This is a genomic window from Rhodococcus sp. WB9 (assembly GCF_007558985.1).
Taxonomy (GTDB): domain Bacteria; phylum Actinomycetota; class Actinomycetes; order Mycobacteriales; family Mycobacteriaceae; genus Rhodococcus_F; species Rhodococcus_F opacus.
This window is the reverse complement of the sequence record NZ_CP041769.1, coordinates 4,318,817-4,342,063: the sequence shown is the minus strand read 5'-3', so window position 1 is coordinate 4,342,063 and position 23,247 is coordinate 4,318,817. Positions and strand designations below refer to the sequence as shown.

Below are 23,247 nucleotides of genomic sequence, written 5' to 3'. Positions count from 1 at the left end.
AACAGGCAACCGCCACCGATCTCGACGTGCGAGTCCTGTGACTCGATGAGCCCCCTTGTCGGCAGTCCTCGCGCGGCGAAGACTCGAATCCATGGGTAATAAGGCAGTGGTCAGTCTCACGACCGGTCTCGAGGACGCCGAGAAGGTGACGGTTGCGTTTCTGGTCGCGGTCGGTGCGGCAGAACAATAGCTCGAGACACTGATGTTTCTCACGAAGGAAGCGGTACGGCTCGTGCTCGACGGCACGATTCAGGGCGTGGCCTGCGAAGGTTGTCCGCCGCTTCCCGATCTGGCGGCACGATTCGAGACCGCGGGCGCCATCTACATGGTGTGTCCGATCTGCTTCGAGGCCAAGCACCTCGACAAGGACGCACTGGTATCCAATGCCGAACTCGCCGGGACGGTGCCGATGTGGAAGTGGATCGGCGGCGAAGGGGCAGTCACCTTCAGCTACTGACCGGCGGAACGAGCCGGGGCCGGGGTCCGGTTACACTGCGCGCGAATGTAATCGAGTCGATCCGATCATGGATCACGGAACACAGGACCGGGAGTGACCGACCGCTACGTACTCGTCGACACCGACACCGGCGTCGACGATGCCCTCGCCATGCTCACCATCGCGCAGCACTCCGGAACCGAGATCATCGGTGTGGGAACAGTGTTCGGGAACTGCACCGAACAGCAGGCCGCGCGGAACGCCCTCACCATTCTGTCCGTCGCCGGCCTACGCGATGTTCCGGTGTGCATCGGACAACCACGTCCCGGGCCGCCACCTGCCACCAGTTCGCCACACGGACTCGACGGACTCGGTGACCGCGGATATCGGCCACGACCCGGCGTGGGCCCGGCGCCCGAGTCCGCCGTCGATCAACTGCTGCGCGTCGCCGCGGACCGACCCGGTGCGGTGGACCTGCTGTGCCTGGGTCCGCTGGCCAACATCGCCGCCGCCGTCACGCGCGAGCCACGTGTCCTGACCCGCTACCGTTCGGTGACCATCATGGGCGGGATGGGACCCGCCTCTCGTAGAGACGTCGAGGCCGCAGTACAACCACAGTTTCTCGAGAAAGGTGACACCAACACCAATCATGATCCAAACGCGGCGACGGTGGTTTCTGCAGCGCCTGGAAAGATTACGTGGGTGGGAATGAATGTCACCGGCCGACTTCGATTGGCCTGGGCCGATCTCGTTGCTCGTTCGGAGGTGGGAAAGACGGCGACCTTCGTCCGTGACATCACCGAGGACTATCACCGCTACTGCACCAGCACATATCGTGCCGAGGATCCGATCTACACCGCACACGATTCCGTCGCAGCCGCTGTGATGCTCGACCCCACGGTCGTGCTGTCCGCCACCGACGCCCGACCCCGGGTGATCCACGAGGACGGCCGCGCCGGCGTGTGGGGCGTCACTCCAGTACGGGGGCCGGCACACCGATTCGTGACCGACCTCGATTACCGTTCGATCAGGACGCGGATCGCCGCCACGCTCGACGCTGATATCCCCCGACCGGGCACCGTCTAGCAGTGCCCGCTCGTCACCGGTCGGTATTCGACACGGCGTCGACGCCCCTCATGCGGAGGCGCCGAGCAGATGCAGTTCCTCCGCCACGATCAGATCGACCTCTTCACTGGTCAGGCCGGACAACAAATGTGGCGCCAACATCGCTCTCACCTCCTCATGTGCTCCTACTGATACGTCGAATCGGCGATCGCGATATCGACACACGGAGCACATTTTCGGGTAGGTAATTTTCGGCTTCGACCGCAGGATCCCAGTCGCGTGCGAAGTGGTGTGGAAACGTTCGCTGAAGCGACTACTTACCGTCGACCGGAAATGCATCCGCACCCGGTGCGGACGGATCGAACGGTGGCGGGTCGGCCGGATCGAATCCACCCCGCACCGTCGAGCAAGTTGCCCCCGGTTCCGGGTAGGTGTTCGGGTTCTGTCGCAAGGCCGTGAGGAAGTCGGAGATGCGGCGATCGTGGACGTCGTCGAGTTTCAGTTGGTGACCCCACGACTGCAGGGACACCGTCGAATCGAGACCGGGGTACGGCGACATCAGGGTGTACGGTGCGCCGTCGACGTTCTCTGCCAGCGCCGCGATGTCGTCGTCGTCCAGCCGGTCCGGGTCGTAGGTGACCCACACGGCGCCGTGTTCGAGGGAGTGGACGGCGTTCTCGCTGCGGATGGCTTCGGGATAGACAATGCCGGTGCACGTTGCCCAGTACTGGTCGTGGGCGCCGCCGAACGGGGGACTCTGGTCGTAGGCCACTCGTTGCGGTGCCTGCACATGGGCGGCGGGCGGATAGTCGACGGTGACGATCCCTTCGATTCCCGGTGACGGGTCAGGATTGTCCGCGTTCGGCGAGAACTCGTGGGCTTCGCGGCCCTCGTCGGCTCCGGAGGTCAACGCGTAGGCGACGACAGCGACCGCTCCCACGACGACCACCACGGCGGCGAGCAGCAGCCAGGGCAGGCGCCGCCGCAGTCCTGGGGACAGTCGAGATTTCGGGTCCACGCTGCGGTCGTTCGTCATTGCCGATCCTTCGTCTCACCGGGCGCCCTGACCGCGCATCCCCATCTGTGAAGCATGGTAGTAGACGGTGAGGTAACGCCCGGATCCTCGACGGTGCGGCGTCGCCGCTCTGCACGGCGGTCAGGATCTCGGTGCTCCGTTTCGATCTGCTGCAGATTGGAGGAAGCCTGTGCTTCCTCTTGCGAGCCGCGCTGCGAAGCGTGCTGTGCCATTCGTTGTGTAGCGCCAGGCTTGTCGAGGTACCCGGCGTCGAAGGCCATGACCAGCAGAGAAGGGCTACGGCGGTCGTGTGGAAGGTGGATTCATCGGCACTGCAACAGAAGTCGCCGACGGACTGCGGGAATCGTTCGGGCAGCGTCCTGCGACGGACTCATGGTGCGCCCCCGCTCCGACTTCACCGAAGTGCGCATCGAGATTCACGGGGTGACCAGCCGACGGCCGACTCACTGGCCGCGAAGTTCGCGACGTCCTGCCCGATCTACGACACCATCAGGCGGGGAAGTGGAATCGAGTTGACCGTCACTGCCCACTCTCGTGGCGTAGGAGATTCAGAGTGACGGGCGTGGGCGGGAGATCGCGGTGTCGATCACTGCGAAGATGTCGTGCTGTGGAACCGTGTCGCCCCAGGCGGCCGTCTGGGCTGCCTCGATCAGATCATCGGTGAGACTGTCCAACAGCAGTGCCGTGTGGGGGTCGGTTCGGTGGCCGGGACTGTCGAAGGCGCGTAGCGCATCGACCGCGTCGCGGTACCGGCCGAGCCCTTCAGGTGCCGCGCTCACCTGCATCGCTTGCACGTTCATCGTGCTCAGCTCCGAACCATGCTGTTGGACAGACGGGCTTCGTTCAATGCTCGACTGGCGGGATCGCAGCGGTACTGGCCGGTAGTGGTGTGCCGGTAGCCTGGGCCGTCCTTCGCGACGGCGTGCCCGCAGTAGCGGCATTCGTGACCGGACTGCCCGATGCGGATGGTTTCGATGGTGGGATACGTGTTGGTGCTCATTGTTCTCGTTCGTCGGTGTGGTCGGTGGTGTCTGTGAAAGTGGGGGTGAAAACGGCTGCGGTGGACTTCGCGGCGCCGCGGCCGCCGGCGGCCGCGTCATGCGTATTCGGAGAGGCGCTCGGCCGAACCGACGTGGGCGCGTTCCAGTGCCTCCCAGACGAGGTCGTAGCGCTTGAGGGTCATCTCGTCCGCGTTCGCGAGCAGGGCGTCGAGGAGGGAGTGTGGATCGTCCTGCCAGGAGTGCAGCGCGGCCGCGACGGTTCGGTTGGTGAACAGACCCGATTGAGCAAGGGCGTGACTCCACTCGTCGAACAGACCGCTGTGGATGCGTTCGACAGCGTCGTGGTCGAATCCCTCGGCGACGAAATCACGCGCAAAGGTCGCCGTGACGTAGTCACCGCAGGTAATCGGTTCTGCATTCATCGGTGCGAGCACCCTCCGTCAGTGGCGGCGTCGGACCAACGGGCGACCCCGGTTCGTGAGTATGAGACAGGTCACATCGTCGCCCACTGCGGGGACACGGCGCATCGGCCGAATCACCGGGGGGTATACCTATCTTCTGGTCCTCGCAGCCCGCGTCCGGCGGGGACACGGACCGTTTGGCCTGGTCACGGCCTCTCGCCTCGGAAGGAAGCTCCATGACCGTCACGGACCTCGATGTTCTCCCCAACCTGCGCGACCTCGGCGGCCTTCCGCTCGCCGAGGGGCGCCGGACCCGGTCCGGGGTGCTCTACCGCAGCGCTCTGCCGGCACCGGGCGACGCCCGCCCGACTGCGGTCGACGAATGGCCGGCCCGCACCGTCGTCGACCTGCGCAGTCCCCGGGAATACGCGACCCGGGGGCATCCGCTGCGGTCGCAGAAAACTGTCGTGCACCAGATCTCGCTGCTGTCCGATGCCGAGGTCGCAGCGCCTAACCAGGGTGCCCGGCTCGCCGACATCTACCTCGGGATTCTGACCAACGCGGGGGAGCGACTCGTGGACGTCCTGCAGGTGGCAGCCACCGCCCCGGGCCCGGTGCTGCTGCACTGCGCCGCAGGCAAGGACCGCACCGGCGTCGCGGTGGCCTTGCTGTTGCGTACAGCCGGAGTCGAACCCGACGACATCGTCGCCGACTACGAAGCGACCAATGAGCACATGGGCGCCGTCCTGGCCCGAATCACCCGTTGCGCTCCCGAGCTGGGTCGGGCGCATCCCAACGACCGTGATCTCCGAGGTGCCGTCCCCGAGGCCATCGAGGGTGTCCTGGCCATCTGGAACGCCCACCCGGGTGGTGTGCGCGCGTGGCTACGGGCGCACGGTGCCACCGACGAGACGATCCGACTCTGGATCGCGCGCTTCGCCGGGTGACCGACGGACCGGGGCCCAACGCCCTTCGTTCCGCACGCGTTCAGCGACCCGCCACGACTCTGATCCGATCGTCGTGCAGAGCATCGGTGATCTTGCTGCACCCGCCCTCGCGGCCGAGCAGTGTCCTGCCCAGCAGCACTAGCCCCCACGGGCCAATCACCCAGATCGGCCAGGGGTAGATCAAGCTGCCGGTTGCGAGCGAGACGATGCCCCAGATCGCGATGTTGATCCCACCGGCGGCGAGCCAGGCGAGCCACTCGATCCGCTGGTGCCCCGGGATGCGGCGACGCGAGGGGCGGGTCGTCGGTGCCCCGGGCCTGGCGGTGGCAACTGCCTGGGGTGCCGGCGGAAGATCACGCAACACCTGATGCGCCTGCTGCTGGGTGGTCGATCGATATACCTGTGCCACCCGCTGGTCGAACTCGCCGATGGTCAGTCGCCCGGCGGTGAGGTGCCGCCCGAGTTCACCAACGACCTGCTCGCGTTCGGAATCGGATATCCGGATGTTGTCCGCGTTCTGCATCGGACCCTCCTCAGCGATGACATTCCATTGTGGAATGTCGCTTATACCATGATCGATATGCCACAGTGGAATGTCAACCCCCGACTGCGCGAAGGACCGTGCCATGGCCGAACGCCCCCTCAACGCCACTGCGGCATCGCTCCTCGGATTCCTGCACGAGGGATCCAAGACGGGATGGGACCTGGTGGTGACCGCACAGGAACGCATCGGCAAGTTCTGGTCGATCACGACCAGCCAGGTGTACCGGGAGCTGGCCGCGATGGAGCGTGCCGGGTTGATCGAGGCGGGGGAGCGAGGCGCCCGCGAGCGCAAGCCGTACACGCTCACCGAGGACGGTCGCCGGGCGTTCGCTGAGTGGATCGAGCGCGACCCCGGCCCGGAGAACATCCGTTATCCGATGCTTCTCACCGTCGCGTTCGGCGCGCACCTTCCGCCCGAGAGGTTGGCCGCGATGCTGCACTCGCACCGTGCAGCGCACGAGAGTCAGCTCGCCGAATACGAGCATGAGGCCGCGGTGCACGGATCCAACCGATTTGCGCTGGCCACACTGGACTTCGGGATCGTGTACGAACGTGCGGTACTCGAGTGGTTCGATCGCGTCGGGAACCGTCTGGGACAGGGAAGTCGCTGACGGCCCCGCTGTTCGCCGGGTGCGGGTTTCGGAGAGTCAGCCGATCACGCCGTCTTCGGCAACGACAGCGGTCGGCAGGTCCACCCGTCGTGGAGGGCCGGCTTCGTCGCAGATCACGGTGACGAAGGCCGGAAAGACTATTCGCCACGAGCCGCCCACGGGAGACAACGCGCTCGCGGCGAAATCGGCCCCTTCCTTCGGCAGCAACGTCACGGGTTCTTCCTGCAGCCATTGCGGCGTGGGAATCCGGCGGTTCTGCTCCTCGGCGGGATCGACGATGAATCGCACGTCGGTGGCGGTACCGGTTCCGACGTTGCGGAGCCGGAAGCGGTCGACGGGTCCACGGATCCGCTGGACTTCGAACTGGACGTCCTGCGGCTGTGGGAATGCTCGCTGCGCGGCTTCGGCGATCCGGGTCAACACGGTGACCTGCTCGAGCGCCGCGTCCAGTGCAGCCTCGGCCTCGCGCCTGGCCTGATCGGCGAGGGTTGCCTTCCGCCACGCTGCGGCAGTGGTGGCACCGAACAGCACCGCAGCCGCCGCGCTGACCCACGATGCGGTTCTCATGCGCGGAAACTTACCCGACCGCATATCGGGAAGGCTCGCTGGTGATGTCTCCGCGAGCGGTGACGCGCCGGACGATGGTCAAGGGTTGACGGAAAGGAACACGTAGGCGGCCAGCAGCACCAGGTGGACGCCACTTTGGAGTCGGGTGGCACGGCCGGGGACCACCGTCAGCATGCCCACCACCACGGTGATGGCGAGCAACACGACCTGGGTGGGACCGAGACCGAGCAGGAGTGGGCCGTCCAGCCAGATCGAGGCGACGGCAATGGCGGGGATGGTCAACCCGATGCTGGCCATCGCCGATCCCAGGGCGAGATTCAAGCTGATCTGGATCCGGTTTCTCTGCGCCGCCCGCACCGCGGCGAGGGTTTCCGGCAGGAGTACGAGCAGTGCGATGACGACGCCGACGATGGATTGTGGCAATCCGGCATCCGCGACCGCGTCCTCGATCGCTGGGGACTCGACCTTCGCCAATCCCACGACTGCGCACAGAGCCAGCACCAGCAGGGCGAGGCTCATGCCTGCCATCCTGCCCGTCGGGGGTGCGGCGTTCCGGTCGTCGATGCTCACAGGTTCGTCGGCTATGACGGGCAGGAAAAAGTGCCGATGCGGTCCGGTCTGGGTGATGACGAACATCCCGTACAGAACCAGCGACGCCACTGCCGCGAATATCAATTGAGCCGAGGAGAATTCGCAGCAAATACCGTGTCGCGGGCAAGCGAGGCCGTCGCCGGGCCACCCGAGATCATCAACGTCACGATCAATCCGACCTCGATGACGGTGACCGCGACAGCGAGGATCAGCGATCCGAACGGCTCGCCGACTCTGTGCGCAACCACCTCGGCGTGATGAACGGCAGCCAGCACCGCACCGACCAGCACCACCGCCACGACGAGCACCAGAACGGTGCCGATGTCTCGGCCCCACGTCAGGCCCAGCACCGCGACGGAGACCGGTGGTATCACCAGCGGCCACTCCGCAGTGACCGACCGCCACCCGAACGCCATGATTAGACCTTGCCGGCTCCATTCGCTCGGGTGGACCGCAATGCGGAACCCGCATCACCCATCCGCGGCGAGCCGGCTGCGAGTTGGGTCCGGGCCGACGGGGTTCGGGTGAGTGCGGCCCGCGTGGCGGCCTCAACTGTCATCACGATGAAATCGCGTCGGCGCGCGTCCCGGTCGCGACCACGCGGACGAGGTGTCGAAAACAGCCGGTCTGCGGTCTGGAGAGCTACCCAGCCGTCGACGAGCGTGATCACGGTGATGAGCAGTTCCTGGGCGTCGCTCTCGGAAAGTTCGGGGACAGCTTCCCGTGCGCTGGCGACGATCGCCTGAGCGTGCTTCTGTCGCGATGCTTCCGCGACAGGTGCCTCGAGTTCGAGTCCCTCCCAGAACAGCAGACGGGTGAAGGTGGGGTGCTCGCGCTGGTAGTCGAATCGGCGACCGGCGTAGTCGGCGATGGCGGCGACCCCGTGACCGGACAGTTCGACAGCGGCCAGCGTGGTTGCGAGTTCATGTTCGAGGACCGCGCTGAAGAACGCTTCCTTCCTGCCGAAGTACTGGTAGATGCGCTCTTTGTTCACGCCTGCTTTCTCGGCGATCCGATCGACACGAGCACCGGCCAGACCGAACGAACTGAATTCTGCAACTCCGGCCTCGATGAGAAGTCGCTTGGTTCGTTCGGTATCCCACGCCACGGCTGCATCCTACGACAACTCCAACTGTCTGGTTGCAATCCGCATGTCCAGCCTCTACGGTCGAACGGCAACTGAATAGTTGGAGTTACGAGAAGGGCTACTCAGGATGGAATCTCTTGCTCTCGCATCGACAGTGGTCGAATATCTCGCTCCGACGACCACGAAGCGCCGGCCTCCACGAACGGAACGTGCCGACGGGCGCCCTCGGGATCTCATGCCGCTGGGGGCCGCGTCCATCCACTTGCGGGTGGTCGTCACCTGGGTGTCCATCTTCCCGCTCGTCACGGTGGGCATGACCGTCATGACCTTGTCGGGCCCGATCACGGCCACCTGGCCGACCTGGCTGCGGGCTCTGTCGCTCACCGGTGTCGTCGTTCCGACCGCGGTGTATTTCGTCGTGCCGCGTGTGCTTGCCCTGTCCGTCCGGTGGACGATCTGGCGGCGCCGGCGCTCTGCCGCCGGAGAATCCAGTGAATATTGATGGGGTCGGCGTCGGAACAAGTAGTTCGGTGCAGATCATGTCAGAGGTGCGAGGTACGTTCTCGTTGCGACGAAAGAGGTCGCCACTCACACTCACGAATCCGAGGCGTTTCGGCTCGGGTGGATACGAGGTGCACCTGCGCCTCGTATCTTGGGGAGTGGCGGCCTCTCTCGGATTCGCCACCAGCTGCTCGTGGTGCTTGCGTGCCGAATCAGGCCGGCTCGGCGGCGATTCGCCCCGATTTCACCGCGGCGACCAGTGTTGCGTGGTCGGCTTCGGTCTGATCGGCGTAGCTGACGGCATACCGCCCGATCACCTCGTCCAGTTCCGTGTCGCTGGCGAAGTAACCGGCGAGCACCCGCGGATCGAGCGAGCGGGTATGTGCACGCGCGAGCAGGGCGCCGGCGAGCCGGCCGTAGTCGTCGAGATGGTCTTGCTCGAGACCGGTGGGATCGATGTCCCCTTTGAGATTTCGGAACTGTCGCACGATGTAGGGGAGGCCGTCGATCGTCGTCCAGCCCAGCAGGATGTCCGATTCCGCTTGCACCAGCCGGGCGCCGTGCACTATCCGCTTGCCCTCGTGTTTCGGCTCGTCGACCGGTAGGAACGCCGACAGTGCGGACGGCCGGGCCTGTTTCAGTTGAAGTACGAGCACCTCGTCCCGATTACCGTGCAGCAGGGCGATATAGCTGCGCAGACCGACGCTGCCGGTTCCGACGATCCGGAACGCGACGTCGGCCACGGCGAATCGGGCGATCAGGTTCCTGCGGGACTCGCGCAATGACTCGACATAGAGTTCCAGACCATCGGTCACGGCATCGGCGGTTGCGCGGTCGACGTGGGTGAGGACCGGCGGGTCGTCGATGAACCGTCGCCGGCGGATCCTGGTCTCGTGATCTTCGAGGTGGGCGGTCCACTTCGCCGCCACCTTCTCGCTGGTATTGCGTCGCGCTTTCTGCGCGGCCTTGTCGAAGTCGTCGAGCAGGGCGTCGGCCTTGGCCCGCTCGAGCACCGACTTGTCCGGCAGCGCATTCCAGGACTGAAGGAATGGCAGTTCGGCGAGATCGCGGATGGTGCGCCGATACGATTTGACGGCATCTTCGGCGGCCTCGATGCAACCGTTCTCGGACACACCGCCTTCACGTCCGGCGAGGACCAGACTCGCGGCGAGGCGTTTGAGATCCCACTCCCACGGGCCGGGGAGGGTCTCGTCGAAATCGTTGATGTCCATGACGATCTGACCGTCCGGTGTCCCGTACAGGCCGAAGTTGGCCGCATGGGCGTCACCGCACAACTGCGCTGTCAATCCGGTGACCGGAGAGGTGGCGAGGTCGGCCGCCATCAGGCCGGCGGCGCCGCGGAAGAACGCGAACGGGGAGGCGATCATTCGACCGATTCGCAGCGGAATCAGATCCGCCAGCCTCCCCTGGTTACTGGCCTCGACGAAATCGAGCACATCCGGCCGTCCAGCGCCGACCGCGGCGCTCCCGTGCGCACTCGACGGCACGGTGGCCTGCAACGCGTCGCCACGCGCGAAGACGTCGTCCGCCTCGATCTGGGTTCGCAGGTCGACGGTTCGCGTTCGATTCTTCGTCACCTCGGCGACACTATCCCAGGTCCTCGAGGCTTTCCGCTCGTCGGCGCCAACCCATCGCGCGCGATGGGATCGGCTAGCTGGTGGTGCTCCGCGACGACGACGGCGGGCCGGTCCGCCTGAGGTCGGCCCGGGCAGTTCAGAACGCGTGAATGACGTCGGTGACCTGCGAAGGATGGGCCTCGCGAGTCGGTTCGCTCATGCTGCCGGATCGCCTGGACGGGTCCCCGTGTTCGCCACACGACATTGTGGCGACAGAGTGGTTATGCTTCGGTTTCCGGTGGTCGGCAGCATCCGGCGCCGGAGACACGTTCCGGCGGCATGCCGTGCCGCCGGGCCTTCCTTAACGGAGGAACGCCATGTCCGCTGAATCCGTCGCCGCCACGCCCGACTCTGCCGGCGGCCACATCCGATTGACTTCACACAGCGGCGGTGTCGGGGCCCTGCCGATCCGCTGGGGAGCACCCACGGCGTCCGAGCGCGGACCGGTGGTCGGCACCACCACCAACCGCGCCCACCGCAACGTGATCGGAACGCACAGCGGCTCGTACAGCATCTACCGGGCACTGGCGGTGGCGTCGGGCGCGCTGTCGCGCCATCACAAGGCCGACCTCACCAACACCGCGCCCACGAACATCATCGGCCCGTACCTGCAGTGGAGCGAGCCCGGCAAGATCGTGAGCCTGGACCCGTGGGGTGCCATGGTGGCCGAGGTCTTCGCCGCCGAGTTGGCGGCCGGTCACGACATCCGCCCCAGCATCGCCGTCACCAAGGCGCACGTGATCCTGCCGGAGGTCATGGAGGCCATCCAGAAGGGTCGCCTGCACCCGGACGGCCGCTTCCTGCTGCCCAGCGGTGCTGCGCTGGTCACCAAGGCGGCCATCGAGCCCGTCTGGCACCTGCCGGGTGTGGCGGAGCGCTTTCACTGCAGCGAGACGGATCTACGCCGCGTGCTGTTCGAGGAGACCGGCGGCATGTACCCCGAACTCGTGACGCGCTCGGACCTCGAGGTGTTCCTGCCCCCGATCGGGGGTCAGACCGTGTACATCTTCGGCGACGCTCGTGATCTTGCCGATCCTGGCGTGGAGCTCACCGCACGCGTACACGACGAGTGCAACGGATCGGACGTCTTCGGCTCCGACATCTGTACCTGCCGCCCGTACCTCACGCACGCGATCGAGGAGTGCATCCAGGGTGCGCAGCGCGGTGGCGTGGGCTTGGTGGCGTACTCCCGCAAGGAGGGCCGTGCGCTCGGCGAGGTGACCAAGTTCCTGGTCTACAACGCGCGCAAGCGCCAAGTGGGCGGCGACACGGCCGATCAGTACTTCGCCCGCACCGAATGCGTGGCCGGCGTGCAGGACATGCGCTTCCAGGAAATGATGCCCGACGTGCTGCACTGGCTGGGCGTCAGAAAGATCCACCGTCTGGTGTCCATGAGCAACATGAAGTACGACGCCATTACCGGCTCGGGTATCGAGGTCGTGGAGCGGGTGGACCTCCCCGCGGGTCTGATCCCGGCCGACGCGCGAGTGGAGATCGACGCCAAGATGGCCGCCGGTTACTTCACCCCGGGCGCGGTGCCGGACGCTGACGAATTGGCGAAGGTCAAGGGCCGGGAGCTGGACGGATGAGCGTGATCGGCGTCGGTCCTGCCCTGGACACCGGGCGGGCCGAGGGCGCGGTCGCGGCTCTGCGTACCACGTCGGCCGTGCGGGAGCGCGCGCGACAGCTGCTGTCCCGTGCCCGCGAGGGCGATTCACTCTGGTTCGACGTCGACGACTACGCGTTGCAGACGGCCGCTGCCGAGGTCGCCGACGTCACGCGTGCCCGCTATCCAGACCTGAAGATCCCGTACCACAGCCGCTGGCGCCATTTCGAAGCCGGCGGCGTCGACCGTAAAGCCGAGCTGGATGCACGGCTGACCGCGCTGGATGCACCGGGCCGCGCCCGCGCCATGATCGACCTGGCCGTGGTCAGCGTGCTGCTCGATGCAGGAGCCGGACCCGACTGGCACTACCACGAGGTTGCCGGCGGGCAGCGCTTCGCCCGTTCCGAGGGGCTGGGCGTCGCGAGCTGGCACGCGTTCCTGGGCGGCCTGTTCTCGAGCGACGCGGCGCACCCGCTGCAGGTCGATGCGGCAGGACTGCGTGGTCTGGACACGGACCGGTTGGCCGAGGTGTTCCAGGCCGGCCCGTCCAATCCGCTGGTAGGCCTCGACGGTCGCGTGTTGCTGCTGCGACGACTGGGCGAGGCGCTCTCCGCACAGCCCGAGGTGTTCGGACCGCAGGGTCGGCCGGGTGGCCTTTTCGACCTTCTGGTCGCCCAGCAGGGTGCGGCCCCGGCGACGGTCGCCGCCCACGACATCCTGTCGCAGCTCCTGACGTCGCTGTCGGGCATCTGGCCGGCGGACAACACCATCGGCGCGGAGCCGTTGGGCGACTGCTGGCGCCATGGCGCGGTGGCCGGTCCGGGCCTGACCCAGGGCTGGATACCGTTTCACAAACTGTCGCAGTGGCTGAGCTATTCGTTGCTCGAGCCCTTCCAGTGGGCCGGTGTCGAGGTGGTCGGGTTGGACGAGCTGACCGGCCTGCCCGAGTACCGGAACGGCGGTCTGCTTCTCGACACCGGCGTGCTCCGCCTGCACGATCCGGCGTGGGCTGCGCAAAGTTGGACGGCGGGAGACGAATTGGTGGTCGAGTGGCGCGCGTTGACGGTAGCGCTCCTGGACGAGCTGGCCCCGCTGGTGCGCGCACGTCTGGGTGTGGATTCCCGAGCGATGCCGTTGGCCTGCGTCCTGGAGGGCGGCACCTGGGCGGCGGGCCGTGCGCTGGCACAGCGCTCGCGTGGTGGGCTGCCGCCGCTGAACGTCGTCAGCGACGGCACGGTCTTCTAGAACGAAACGAGGACGAATACATGGGCACGGTACACGTGATCGACCACCCGCTGGTGCAGCACAAGCTCACGATGATGCGCCGTAAGGATGCTTCCACCAATAGCTTTCGACGATTGGCAAACGAGATCTCCGCGTTGATGACGTACGAGGTCCTCCGCGACATCCCGATGCAGGAGATTGACGTCGAGACACCGCTGGAATTCACGACCGGCAAGGTCATCGACGGCAAGAAGCTGGTCTTCGTCTCCATCCTGCGCGCGGGTACCGGCATCCTCGACGGCATGCTGACAATTGTGCCGGGTGCGCGCGTCGGCCATATCGGTCTCTACCGCGATCCCAAAACCCTCGGAGCCGTGGAGTACTACTTCAAGATGCCCGGCGATCTGCTGGAGCGCGACGTGGTGGTGATCGACCCGATGCTGGCCACCGGCAACTCCGCCGTCGCGGCGGTGGAGCGGCTGAAGGAATGCGGTCCCAAATCCATCAAGTTCGTCTGCCTGCTGACCTGCCCCGAAGGCGTTGCCGCCCTGCACAAGGCGCACCCCGACGTCCCGATCTACACCGCCGCCGTCGACCGCCAACTCGACGAGCACGGGTACATTCTGCCCGGCATCGGGGACGCCGGCGACCGACTCTTCGGCACCAAGTAGTAGACGCGGTCGTCACCCGGGTCTGCGATTACGGGCCGGTGATTTCCGGCGCCTCGAGTTCGGTGCCCGGTTGCGTGGGGAACCGCAGCGCGAGTGCTGTCTTGATTTCGATGTGACGCAACAGGAAGGCGCGCTCGTCAAGCCGCTTGCGCCGCAGCCAGCCGGTGACTTCGTCGTTGCATTTACTGGCGTTGCACGAGCCGCAGGCCGGGGCGATGTTGTCGAGGGTGTAACGCCCGCCGCGGGACAGTGCCTGCACGCAGTCGCGTTGCAGCGGCTTGTCGGTCGCGCCGCAGTACGCGCAGCCGCCCCACGCCTCGGTGAGTGCACTCCACTGCTCGGTGGTGAGATCGTGCTCGACACTCTCCATCCGAAGCTTGCGTTTACGGGCGCCCCTGGCCCTGCGACTCCGGTTGACCGCCATCGCCCCAGCGTAGGACGCGGGACGGGTCAGCCGGTGACAGGGGCACGCTCTGCTCGAAGTTGAACACGTTCTCCGGGTCGTAGGTGGCCTTCACCTCGCGCAGCCGCTCGCGGTGGGAGCCGTAGTACTCACGTTCCCAGTCCGCCGCGGCGGCGTTGGGCACGTTGACGTAGGCGCCGTCACCGTAGGGGCGCAACGCGCGCCAGAAGTCGGCCGCCCAGCCCAGTGCCGTCGAGTTCAGGGCGGGGTCGTTCCAGGCGGCACCCGGCTCGCAGTAGAACAGTGCGTCGCGGTGAGGGAACGCGGTTCCGCCGGGCGGCGCATGCCGGACGGCCCCGCCGAAGCTCGTGCAGAAGAAATTGCTCGGCGGGCTGGGCGTGTTGCCCATGTAGTGGACGATCAGATCGATCGCCTCGTCGGGGAACGGCTGGGTGACGAACTGCGAGTAGAACTTCCAGAGGGCGACGTCATCCGGGCCCCTGTCGACGTCGCCGTACACGGTCGGCCAGGCGTCCTCCGTCACAGTCACGTCGGGGTCGCCGATCGTCAGCAGCGGGCGCAGTTGGTCCTCGAGTTCTCGCCATGAACCGCCGTACAGCAGCGCAGACAGCTCGACCGCGGTCGAATCCACCTCGAGCGCGCTGGTCAGCCGCTCGTCGGCGACCGGCGCGTCGCGCTGCCACGCGCGAAGTAAGGCGCCCAGCTCGCCGTGACCGGTCCACCTCGCGACCAGGAATGTGACGTTCGAGAGCTCGTGCAGCCTCAACGTGTAGGACGTCGCAATCCCGAAGTTGCCGCCGCCTCCACCACGGCACGCCCACAGCAGGTCGGAGTTACTGTGCTCGGTCGCCTTCACGACCTTCGCCGAGCGCGAGCCGTCGGCTACCACGACCTCCGCTGCGAGTAGGTTGTCGCAGGCCAAACCCATGCTTCGGGTCAGTAGCCCGAAGCCACCCCCGAGAATTACCCCACCGAGACCGACGCCGCCCTCCGAGCCGGTCGGAACGACGAAGCCGCGTTGCCCGAGCGCCGCGACCGTCTCCTTCTGCGTCAGCCCCGTCCCGACCGTCGCAGTGCGCGCCGTTTCGTCGATCACGATGCTCTTCATCCGACTGACGTCCACGACCAGCCCGCCGTCGATCGACGACCAGCCCTCGAGGCTGTGGCGACCGCTGCGGACACGCAGGGCGATGCCCTCCGTGCGTGCCCAGCGGACCGCGTTGACCACGTCCTGTGTGTCGCAGCAGAACACGATGGCTTCGGGGTAGCGGGAATACAAGCGGTTCCAGCCGACCCGCGCCGCCTCGTAACCGGAGTCGCCCGCACGCACCACGTCACCGGTGAGCATGGTGGTCGCGGCAGTCAGGGGCTTGACCTCTCGGTCAGTGTGAGAAGACATCGGCGTCTCCTGGCTCGGTGTCCAGTACCTCGCGTTTGAATATCAACAGGTAGCCGAAGTACAACCCGCCTGCGACGAGCAAGCCGACCGCAATGAGGATCGAGGTCAAAGCAGTCGAGGGCGAGACGATCACGAACAACACGACAGCCGACCACACCAGCGCGCTGATCGCGACCGGCAACTCGAAGCGCCCGAGATCGAACGCACCCGCCTTCCGATCCAGTCGTCTCCGCACCGCCAGATAGAGGACGATTATCGCGCCGTAGAGAACTGCCGAGATGACCGTCCCTACCGTGAGCAACTCCAGCAGGGCGCCACCCGGCAGCACGGCCATGAGGACGACCCCCACGACGACGATCAGGATGGTCGCCGGAATGGGTGTCTGCGTGCGCGGATTGACCCGACGCATCAGCCGGTGAGCAGGGAAACGTGCGTCGCGCGACATCGCGAACACCATCCGCGAGCAGGTGGCCAGGGTCACCATCCCGGCGCCGAAGAATGCGAACGCGATCGCGACCAGCAGCGACCTCTCCATCACCGGGCCCAGCTGATCGCGCAGGATCGCCGCCACCGGCGTGTCGCTGTCGCTCACCCGGGGGATATCGTTGATCGCGATCGTGAGCGCGATCAGGAACACCAGTCCCAGCACCGCCGCCGCCACGACCGATCCCACGATCGCGCGCGGGACGCTGCGAAACGGATCCTTGGCCTCCTCAGCCATATTCGCCGCGGAGTCGAAGCCGACGAGTGTGGCGAGCCCCATGATCATCGCAGCCATCAACCCGCCGCCGACAGCGAAATAGTTGGGGGCGCCCTCGGTGATACCGCGCGAGGTGAGGTTGCCGACCGAGCCCTCGCCCGAGATCGCCACAGCGACGAAGAGCCCGATCGCCAGCACCACCACGATCACCAGTTCGAGCCCCACCGCGCCCGACGTGATCAAGCCGACGAGGCGCGTGGAGAACACGACGAGCACCGCCTGAACAAGGACCACGACGAGCGTGATCATGCGCGCCGTGCCCTCGTCCGGCTGCATGCCGAACAGTGGCATGAGGGCGCTGCTTGCCATTGCATTGTCGACCGTCACCACGCCGAGCGCCAGGTAACAGAAGGTCAGCCAACCGAACAACCAGCCGACTTTCGGGTTGGCCAGCCGTGAGGCCCATTGGTAGGAGGAGCCGCTGAGTGGGATGCGGGCCGCGAACTGGGCGATCACCAGCGCAACGAGGGTCTGCCCCAACGCCACGATGACCCAGAGCCAGATCCCCACCGGCCCGGCGTCTCGCAGTACGTCGTCGTAGGTGCCGAAGATCCCGACCGCCACCGAGATGAATGCGAACGAGACAGCGAACACCTGAAAGGAGCCCAGAGTTCGCTTCAGCTCCGGTTTGTAGCCGCAGTCTTCACATTCTTGATCGGCGCTCTGTGCGCCCATCACGTTTTCTGCCGTCATCTCGGCCGCCTCACGTTCACTCGGGAACTGCGGAGAAGTCGATTCGCTTGAAACGACCCGTCACAACGAGACCCGTTCCACGATCAGAGCGAGACCGGTCTGTTTCATCCTCCACCTCATGGATTCGGATGTCATCGATGGTTCGTCTCTCTAAATACTCCGAGATGCGGAAGGCGCGCGTCATCGCACACGTCTCGGCCGCCGGCGCGAATGGCACCGGCGGCCGCGAGACTGTGCTGGAGACCGAGAGTGAGTCGGCCTCGAACGTATGTCAGATCCAGGGCATGTCGGGATCGAGCGAGTGGGAGATCACTCCGTCGTCGGGCTCGAGGGGGTAGTTGACCTGGTGGATGGTGGCGGCCTGCTGGGAGTTCACGGAAGCGGCGGCGGGTCCGTAGAGGGATGTGCCGCCGGGCTCGACCAGGGTGGTGCCGGGCTCGACGAGGGTCACCTGCGGGGGCACGTCCTCGTCGGGGGCGTCGCAGGAAACCATCGGCCATGCGTTTGCGCAGCCGATACGGTCCCTGACGTCGACCTTGTAGGGGGAGAGTCCGGACTCGGGGGAGACGACTTGCGGGAACGTCGACTGCGCGGGTGCGGCGACGGCAGTCGCGCTCTGGGCCATGAACATTCCCAGTCCGAGGGCGGCGCCCGTTGCGGCTGCGGCGGCGATGCGTGTCTTCGTCGAGTTCATTGCGTTGCTCCTGAGTGTGGTGTGTGTATTTCCGCGTCCCTTGTGGACGAACACCAGTCTTCGCCGGAACGGGGGGCCGGCAACGCCCCCTGAAGGGGTGGTCGGTCATCCATCCAGGGGTGGATTTCTGCACCCCTGGGTGTGTTCCGAATGCATGAAGAGACAGTGGCCTGCCGTGGTTGGGAAGGTCAGAGATAGAGGTCGACGAGGGTACTGATCACCGACCAGTGCGTGGTTCGTGCCCGCACGGTTCTCAACTCGGGGTAGACGGTGCGGAACGTGCGCGCGAGGGCGACGCTGAGTCCGCCGGTGATGTCGGGGAGCCCCGATCGAGTTTCGGTTGCGAGGATGCCGTCGAGGGGCGGGTAGTCGGACAGTCGCTCGACGATGGGGTCTACCCGAAGGCTGGGGCCGAGCTCGCGGAACAATCCGATGTTCTCCTGTAACCCTCGCGTGATCGGCAGGTCGGTGGGTTCGACGACGTGCCGGTGCTGGGCTGCCGCACTCTCCTGTGCGACGAGGATCAGGTCGTAGAGTTTCGCGGTGACGACGTCGTCGAACCGGTGAAAATCGTCTCTGACGACGCCGAGGCTGGCGACGTCCCGGAAGATATCCGCGAACTGGTCGAACGTCATCAGCGTCCCGTGGCTTCCGGCCTCCGCACGTTCCATGAGGTGATCATCCCCCGGGATGCGGTCACAATTCCGACGAACCGCGCGCACAGGGCGCTCGGTCGGAAACGACGGGCGGGACGGAGGATCTCCAGGCGGTCTCGGTGCGGCGGAGAATACTTGAATCTCATTGTCCGGCATGACGTCCTGCGTCCCCTCCGACCACCCCAAGCCGCCCGGAAAGGCAACCTGTGAACACCGCCATCTGCACCGAATCCGACCACGTCCGCCCCTACCTGCACTTTCTCGTCGCCGTCGAGGAACCCAGGAACTTCGGCATCCGGTGGTCCTGCCCGAGCTGACCGTCATCGAACGCGTCCGCGTCAGCGCGGAAGCCACGCTCACCGATCGGCGCCCTCACCCCGAGGCCCTTCCGAGAGGTAGTCGAGCGCCCTCGTGGACTTGGACGCCTGATCACACTGCCGAACCAGCAACTGGTGGCCGGCCTCAGCCACCGCCGATGTATCGCTTCTCGATCCGCCCTCGCAGTCCGGTGACCACCTCGTAGTGAATGGTGCCGAGTGGGTCGGCCCAGTCCTGTGCGACGGGTTCGCCGCGTCGGACGTTGCCGAAGAACACGGCGTGGTCGCCTTCCCGGACGCCGCCGCCGTCCGGGCCGAGGTCCACGACCACATGGTCCATGCACACCCGGCCGATTCCCGGCCGTCGGACGCCACCGAGCAGCACGTCGAACTTCCCGCCGAGAGCGCGCGGGATTCCGTCGGCGTAGCCGGCCGGCAGCAGGGCAACGACGGTGTCGCGCGGGGCGATCCAGCCGTCCCCGTAGGACACTCCCTCGCCGGCCGCGACCTCCTTGACCAACGCGACCCGCGTCCGGACCGTCATCGCCGGGATCAGCCCGAAGGTCCCCAGTTCGGGGATCGGTGTCACCCCGTAGACGGCGATTCCCGGTCGGACCAGATCGAAATGCAGGTCTGGTCGGGTGAGGGTGGCCGCCGAGTTCGCCAGGTGCACGACTTCCGGTTCGAGTCCGCGCGCCTGCGCCGTCGCAATCGCGTCGAGGAATCGCTGGCGTTGGGTGACGAGGACCGGGTTGCCGGGCTCATCGGCGTGGGCGAAATGGGAGAAGATCGTGTGCAGGCGGACCGTGCCCTCGCGGGTGAACCGGATGAGTTCGTCGAGCAGAAAGGGTATTCCCCGGGTGAGGCGCCGTTGCGGTTGAGTCCGGTGTCTACCTTGATCGCGATCGTCGCGGGTTTCCCTGTCGCGGAGGCGGCCGCGGCCATGGCGAGCAGATGCATGGTGGAGGGGACCCCGATCTCGATGTTCGCCTCGATGGCGCTTCGGTAGTCGACCTCGGGGTTGTTCAGCCAGCACAGGATTGGCGCCGCAATGCCGGCCCGGCGCAGCTGCAGCGCCTCCGCAATGGTGGTGACACCGATCTCGCGGGCTCCGGCGGCCAGCGCTGCCGCGGCGACGGCTGCGCCACCGTGGTTGTATCCGTCGGCCTTGACGACGGCCATCAGACCGGCGTTACCGGCGTGTTCGCGCAGGATCCGGTTGTTGTGGGCGATCGCGTCGAGGTCGATGACGGCTTCCGCCTGCGGGGCGGGCACGCCGGGCTACCGCCTGCCGGGCCGGGATCATTGCGTGCCCCCGGATCGGGTGCCCTGTTCGGCGGCATGCTGGCTGCTGGAGCCGCCGCGTCCTGCTGGTGCCAGTCGGGTCAGGGCGGCGTAGCCGGCGCAGACCAACCCCGCCCAGACGGCGCCGACCGCCAGCGCGGTGCGCTGTCGGTGAAGAACAGCAGGACCACGACCAGTCCGAGGAACCCGAGGGCGAGGGGGGTGGTGACCGGTGCGCCGGGTAGGCGGTAGTCGCTGGCCGGCAGGGTGCCGTCGGTGACGCGGGACCGGTAGATCAGGTGGCAGACCAGGATGACGGCCCAGACGAAGATGATGCCGACGGTGGACACCGAGGTGATGTAGGTGAAGGCCCTGTCGGGGGAGACGGCGTTGACGACGACGCCGAGGACCATGACACCCGCGGAGAGGCAGATTCCGGTGAACGGCACCGCGCGGGAGCTGAGGGTGCCAACCCTGGCGGGTGCCTCCCCGCGCAGCGACAGGCTGCGCAGCATCCGGCCGGTGGAGTAGATCCCCGAGTTGCACGAGGACAGTGCGGCGGTGAGCAGCACGAAATTGATGATGCCCGCCGCTGCCGGGATTCCGATCTGCTCGAAGACTTCGACGAACGGGCTCTTCCCTGACTGGAAGTTGCGCCAACTGGCGACGGACATGATCACCAGCAGCGCACCGATGTAGAACAGGCCGATGCGGACCGGAAGGGTGTTGATCGCCTTGCGCAGCGTCTTCTTGGGGTCACGCGCCTCCCCGGCGGTCACCCCGACGAGTTCGACGCCGACGTAGGCGAACAGCACGATCTGCAGGGTCATCAGGGACTGGCCGAAACCGTGCGGGAAGACCCCGCCGTCGGCCCACAGGTTGGTCACGGACGGGTGGGCGGCGTGACCGAATCCGATGGTCAGCACCCCGATCCCGATCAGGATCATGCCGACGATCGCGGTGATCTTGATTGCGGAGAACCAGAACTCGGCCTCCCCGAACAGCCGCACCGAGATCAAGTTCGCACCGAACAGCACGGTCAGCACGACCAGGGCGGTGATCCACGGCTGGATGTCGAACCAGTATTCGATGTACTTGCCGGCGACGGTGATCTCGGCCATGCAGGTGCTCACCCACACCGCCCAATAGGTCCAGCCGGTGGCGAACCCGGCGAACCGGCCGAGGAACTCGTGGGCGTACTCGGCGAAACTGCCGGAGACCGGTCGGTAGGTCAGCAACTCGCCCAGTGCCCGCATGACCACGAAAATCGCCAGGCCCGCGGCGACGTAGGACAGGATCAACGCGGGACCCGCCTGTGCGATCGCGCCGCCCGATCCGTAGAACAGGCCGGTGCCGATCGTCCCGCCGATCGCGATCATTTGAATCGTCCGCGAACTCAACCCTCGGGCGTAGCCCTCCGACTCGGGAGTCGCGAGTTGACTCGGGCGCGTACTCGTGTTCGTCAGGTGCTGGTGGTCGGGAATTGTCATGTGCACTCCTTCGGTGATCGCGGCCGCGACCGGACCCCGGCATCGACGTCGACATCGCGGGGGCGGCCCGAGGCGGCGCGGGTCATCGCCCGGATCGATTCCGGTGGTGTCGTCGCGTGCGGCCGATGATGTTGTGGCCGTACAGGGGTGCGGCGCGTCCGCACACCCCGGCGGAGGGCTAGGCGGCCGGCGTGTGAGCGGTGTAGCCGTGGGCGGCAGCGACTTCGGCGGACAGCAGCTGTCCGTCGTGGGTGGACAGGCCGTCGGCGAGTCCGGGGACGGTCGCGGTGGCCGCTTTCCAGCCCTTGTCGGCGAGGGCGGCGACGTAGGGGAGGGTGGCGTTGGTGAGGGCGTAGGTGGAGGTGCGGGGGACGGCGCCGGGCATGTTGGCGACGCAGTAGAAGACGGAGTCGTGGACCTGGTAGGTGGGTTCGGCGTGGGTGGTGGGACGTGAGTCGGCGAAGCAGCCGCCCTGGTCGATGGCGATGTCGACGAGGACCGAGCCGGGCTTCATCCGCGAGACGAGGTTGTTGGAGACGAGGGTGGGGGCCTTGGCGCCGGGGACGAGGACGGCGCCGATGACCAGGTCGGCGCCCTCGACGGCCTGTTCGAGTTCGAGGCTGTTGGAGGTGATGGTCTTGACCTGGCCGTGGTAGAGGGCGTCGATCTCGCGGAGGCGGGCGATGGACAGGTCGAGGACGGTGACGTCGGCGTGCATGCCGTGGGCGATGGCGATGGCGTTGCGGCCGGAGACGCCGGCGCCGATGACGACGACCTTGGCCGGGCGCACGCCGGGGACGCCGCCCATCAGGACGCCGCGGCCGCCGCCCTGGCGCATGAGGTGGTAGGCGCCGGCCTGTGGGGCGAGTCGTCCGGCGACCTCGCTCATCGGGGCGAGCAGGGGGAGGGAGCCGTCGGCGCCGATGACGGTTTCGTAGGCGATGGCGGTGGTCTTGGACGCGAGCAGGGCGTCGGTGCAGTCCTTGGAGGCGGCGAGGTGCAGGTAGGTGAAGAGCACTTGGTCCTGGCGCAGGCGGGTGTATTCCTCGGCGATGGGTTCTTTGACCTTCAGGAGCAGGTCGGCGGTGTCCCATACCTGGTCGGCGGCCTGGAGGATGTGGGCGCCTGCGGCTTTGAAGTCCTCATCCGCGAAGGAGGAGCCGATGCCGGCTTCGGATTCGATGATCACCTCGTGGCCGCGTTCGGTGAGTTCGTGGACACCGGCGGGGGTGATGGCCACCCGGTATTCGTGGTTCTTGATTTCGCGGGGGATACCGATTTTCACGGGTAAAGCTCCTGAGCCTGTGGGTGTGGGTTGTGCGCGACGGGCGTCGCGGCGATCGGTGAATGTGAGGTGCATCACTTGATCGCGGAACCAAGTATGAATATTCGCCAATTCAGTGCCAAGAGAACTGCAGATAATTCTGTTTGAGAACGTGAAGGCTAGTGAAGATTCAGTTCGGGGAGTGGATGAAGCCCCGGAACCGAAGCATGTTCAGGAGTCGAGCGGTCAGCCGAGCCGCCACCCCAGCCTGCCCAACCGCCGGGGAAAGGGGCGGGAGGACATCCGGGTCGCATCGACGCAGCGAGGGCTGCAATGACCGAC

21 protein-coding genes and 4 pseudogenes are annotated in these 23,247 nt (G+C 66.5%); 8 read left to right on the top strand and 17 right to left on the bottom strand.

What is annotated here, in order from left to right; all coding sequences use genetic code 11:
* Positions 1-91: 91 nt before the first annotated feature.
* Together FND50_RS20030 and FND50_RS20025 are read left to right on the top strand one after the other, a co-directional pair.
* Positions 92-457: pseudogene (locus FND50_RS20030) on the top strand (peroxiredoxin).
* Positions 458-550: 93 nt separating this feature from the next.
* The gene (locus tag FND50_RS20025) at positions 551-1,522 is read left to right on the top strand and encodes a nucleoside hydrolase (protein WP_144286835.1); all 972 of its coding nucleotides are present in this window, start codon (positions 551-553) and stop codon (positions 1,520-1,522) included.
* A 292-nt stretch (positions 1,523-1,814) separates the two neighbouring features.
* On the opposite strand, the gene FND50_RS20020 is transcribed toward FND50_RS20025, so the two are convergent.
* From FND50_RS20020 to FND50_RS19995, 4 genes are all read right to left on the bottom strand, one after another.
* Positions 1,815-2,537, bottom strand: a complete 723-nt coding sequence (locus FND50_RS20020; protein WP_144286834.1) for a DUF3105 domain-containing protein — start codon at positions 2,535-2,537, stop codon at positions 1,815-1,817.
* A gap of 548 nt (positions 2,538-3,085) precedes the next feature.
* Complete coding sequence (locus tag FND50_RS20005; RefSeq protein WP_005574284.1) at positions 3,086-3,337, bottom strand: hypothetical protein; 252 nt, start codon at positions 3,335-3,337, stop codon at positions 3,086-3,088.
* A gap of 5 nt (positions 3,338-3,342) precedes the next feature.
* Positions 3,343-3,537 (bottom strand): hypothetical protein, encoded by a 195-nt coding sequence (locus FND50_RS20000; RefSeq protein WP_005253188.1) that lies wholly within the window; start codon positions 3,535-3,537, stop codon positions 3,343-3,345.
* A 96-nt stretch (positions 3,538-3,633) separates the two neighbouring features.
* Positions 3,634-3,960, bottom strand: a complete 327-nt coding sequence (locus tag FND50_RS19995; RefSeq protein ID WP_043793774.1) for a hypothetical protein — start codon at positions 3,958-3,960, stop codon at positions 3,634-3,636.
* A gap of 215 nt (positions 3,961-4,175) precedes the next feature.
* On the opposite strand from FND50_RS19995, the gene FND50_RS19990 reads away from it, so the two are divergent.
* Positions 4,176-4,886, top strand: coding sequence for a tyrosine-protein phosphatase (locus FND50_RS19990; protein WP_144286833.1), 711 nt, complete (start codon positions 4,176-4,178; stop codon positions 4,884-4,886).
* A gap of 40 nt (positions 4,887-4,926) precedes the next feature.
* On the opposite strand, the gene FND50_RS19985 is transcribed toward FND50_RS19990, so the two are convergent.
* Entirely contained in the window at positions 4,927-5,409 is a 483-nt protein-coding gene (locus FND50_RS19985; protein WP_144286832.1) for a DUF1707 domain-containing protein, read from the bottom strand.
* 103 nt (positions 5,410-5,512) lie between these two features.
* On the opposite strand from FND50_RS19985, the gene FND50_RS19980 reads away from it, so the two are divergent.
* Entirely contained in the window at positions 5,513-6,040 is a 528-nt protein-coding gene (locus tag FND50_RS19980) for a PadR family transcriptional regulator (RefSeq protein WP_144286831.1), read from the top strand.
* A gap of 36 nt (positions 6,041-6,076) precedes the next feature.
* Here FND50_RS19980 and FND50_RS19975 read toward each other — a convergent pair whose 3' ends face one another.
* The 3 genes and pseudogenes from FND50_RS19975 to FND50_RS19965 all read right to left on the bottom strand — a co-directional run bounded on the left by FND50_RS19975 (position 6,077) and on the right by FND50_RS19965 (position 8,306).
* Complete coding sequence (locus FND50_RS19975; RefSeq protein WP_005253193.1) at positions 6,077-6,607, bottom strand: hypothetical protein; 531 nt, start codon at positions 6,605-6,607, stop codon at positions 6,077-6,079.
* Between the two features lie 78 nt (positions 6,608-6,685).
* Positions 6,686-7,614: pseudogene (locus FND50_RS19970) on the bottom strand (calcium:proton antiporter).
* A gap of 2 nt (positions 7,615-7,616) precedes the next feature.
* Positions 7,617-8,306, bottom strand: coding sequence for a TetR/AcrR family transcriptional regulator (locus FND50_RS19965; protein ID WP_144286830.1), 690 nt, complete (start codon positions 8,304-8,306; stop codon positions 7,617-7,619).
* A gap of 214 nt (positions 8,307-8,520) precedes the next feature.
* Between FND50_RS19965 and FND50_RS19960 the strand changes: the two genes are divergently transcribed.
* Positions 8,521-8,787 carry a hypothetical protein gene (locus FND50_RS19960; protein ID WP_144286829.1) on the top strand — a complete coding sequence of 89 codons (267 nt, stop codon included), beginning with the start codon at positions 8,521-8,523 and terminating at the stop codon, positions 8,785-8,787.
* 211 nt (positions 8,788-8,998) lie between these two features.
* Here the strand turns inward: FND50_RS19960 and FND50_RS19955 are convergent, their stop codons facing one another.
* Positions 8,999-10,384, bottom strand: a complete 1,386-nt coding sequence (locus FND50_RS19955; protein WP_144286828.1) for a DUF2252 domain-containing protein — start codon at positions 10,382-10,384, stop codon at positions 8,999-9,001.
* A 356-nt stretch (positions 10,385-10,740) separates the two neighbouring features.
* Here FND50_RS19955 and FND50_RS19950 point away from each other — a divergent pair, with 356 nt between their 5' ends.
* The 3 genes from FND50_RS19950 to upp are packed head-to-tail and all read left to right on the top strand — an operon-like array spanning position 10,741 to position 13,924.
* Positions 10,741-12,012: a GTP cyclohydrolase II gene (locus FND50_RS19950; protein WP_144286827.1), complete on the top strand. Its 1,272-nt coding sequence runs from the start codon at positions 10,741-10,743 to the stop codon at positions 12,010-12,012.
* On the top strand, positions 12,009-13,274 hold the full coding sequence (locus FND50_RS19945) for a URC4/urg3 family protein (protein WP_144286826.1): 1,266 nt from the start codon (positions 12,009-12,011) through the stop codon (positions 13,272-13,274). The genes FND50_RS19950 and FND50_RS19945 overlap by 4 nt, the downstream gene beginning before the upstream one ends.
* A gap of 20 nt (positions 13,275-13,294) precedes the next feature.
* The gene (gene upp, locus FND50_RS19940; RefSeq protein WP_005253200.1) at positions 13,295-13,924 is read left to right on the top strand and encodes a uracil phosphoribosyltransferase; all 630 of its coding nucleotides are present in this window, start codon (positions 13,295-13,297) and stop codon (positions 13,922-13,924) included.
* 28 nt (positions 13,925-13,952) lie between these two features.
* Here upp and FND50_RS19935 read toward each other — a convergent pair whose 3' ends face one another.
* The 8 genes and pseudogenes from FND50_RS19935 to ald all read right to left on the bottom strand — a co-directional run bounded on the left by FND50_RS19935 (position 13,953) and on the right by ald (position 22,926).
* A complete protein-coding gene (locus FND50_RS19935; RefSeq protein ID WP_144289113.1) occupies positions 13,953-14,294 on the bottom strand; it encodes an HNH endonuclease in 342 nt (113 codons plus the stop codon).
* Between the two features lie 13 nt (positions 14,295-14,307).
* The gene (locus FND50_RS19930) at positions 14,308-15,747 is read right to left on the bottom strand and encodes an FAD-binding oxidoreductase (RefSeq protein WP_260850539.1); all 1,440 of its coding nucleotides are present in this window, start codon (positions 15,745-15,747) and stop codon (positions 14,308-14,310) included.
* A complete protein-coding gene (locus FND50_RS19925) occupies positions 15,731-17,200 on the bottom strand; it encodes an APC family permease (RefSeq protein ID WP_144286825.1) in 1,470 nt (489 codons plus the stop codon). Before FND50_RS19925 ends, FND50_RS19930 begins: the two co-directional genes overlap by 17 nt.
* Positions 17,201-17,471: 271 nt before the next feature.
* Entirely contained in the window at positions 17,472-17,894 is a 423-nt protein-coding gene (locus FND50_RS19920) for a hypothetical protein (protein ID WP_005253204.1), read from the bottom strand.
* Between the two features lie 188 nt (positions 17,895-18,082).
* Positions 18,083-18,565, bottom strand: a complete 483-nt coding sequence (locus FND50_RS19915; protein ID WP_005253205.1) for a DUF1931 family protein — start codon at positions 18,563-18,565, stop codon at positions 18,083-18,085.
* 447 nt (positions 18,566-19,012) lie between these two features.
* A pseudogene (gene alr, locus FND50_RS19910) lies at positions 19,013-20,142 on the bottom strand (alanine racemase).
* A gap of 27 nt (positions 20,143-20,169) precedes the next feature.
* Positions 20,170-21,641, bottom strand: a pseudogene (locus FND50_RS19905) (amino acid permease).
* A 178-nt stretch (positions 21,642-21,819) separates the two neighbouring features.
* Positions 21,820-22,926, bottom strand: a complete 1,107-nt coding sequence (gene ald / locus FND50_RS19900; RefSeq protein WP_144286824.1) for an alanine dehydrogenase — start codon at positions 22,924-22,926, stop codon at positions 21,820-21,822.
* Positions 22,927-23,247 lie beyond the last annotated feature (321 nt).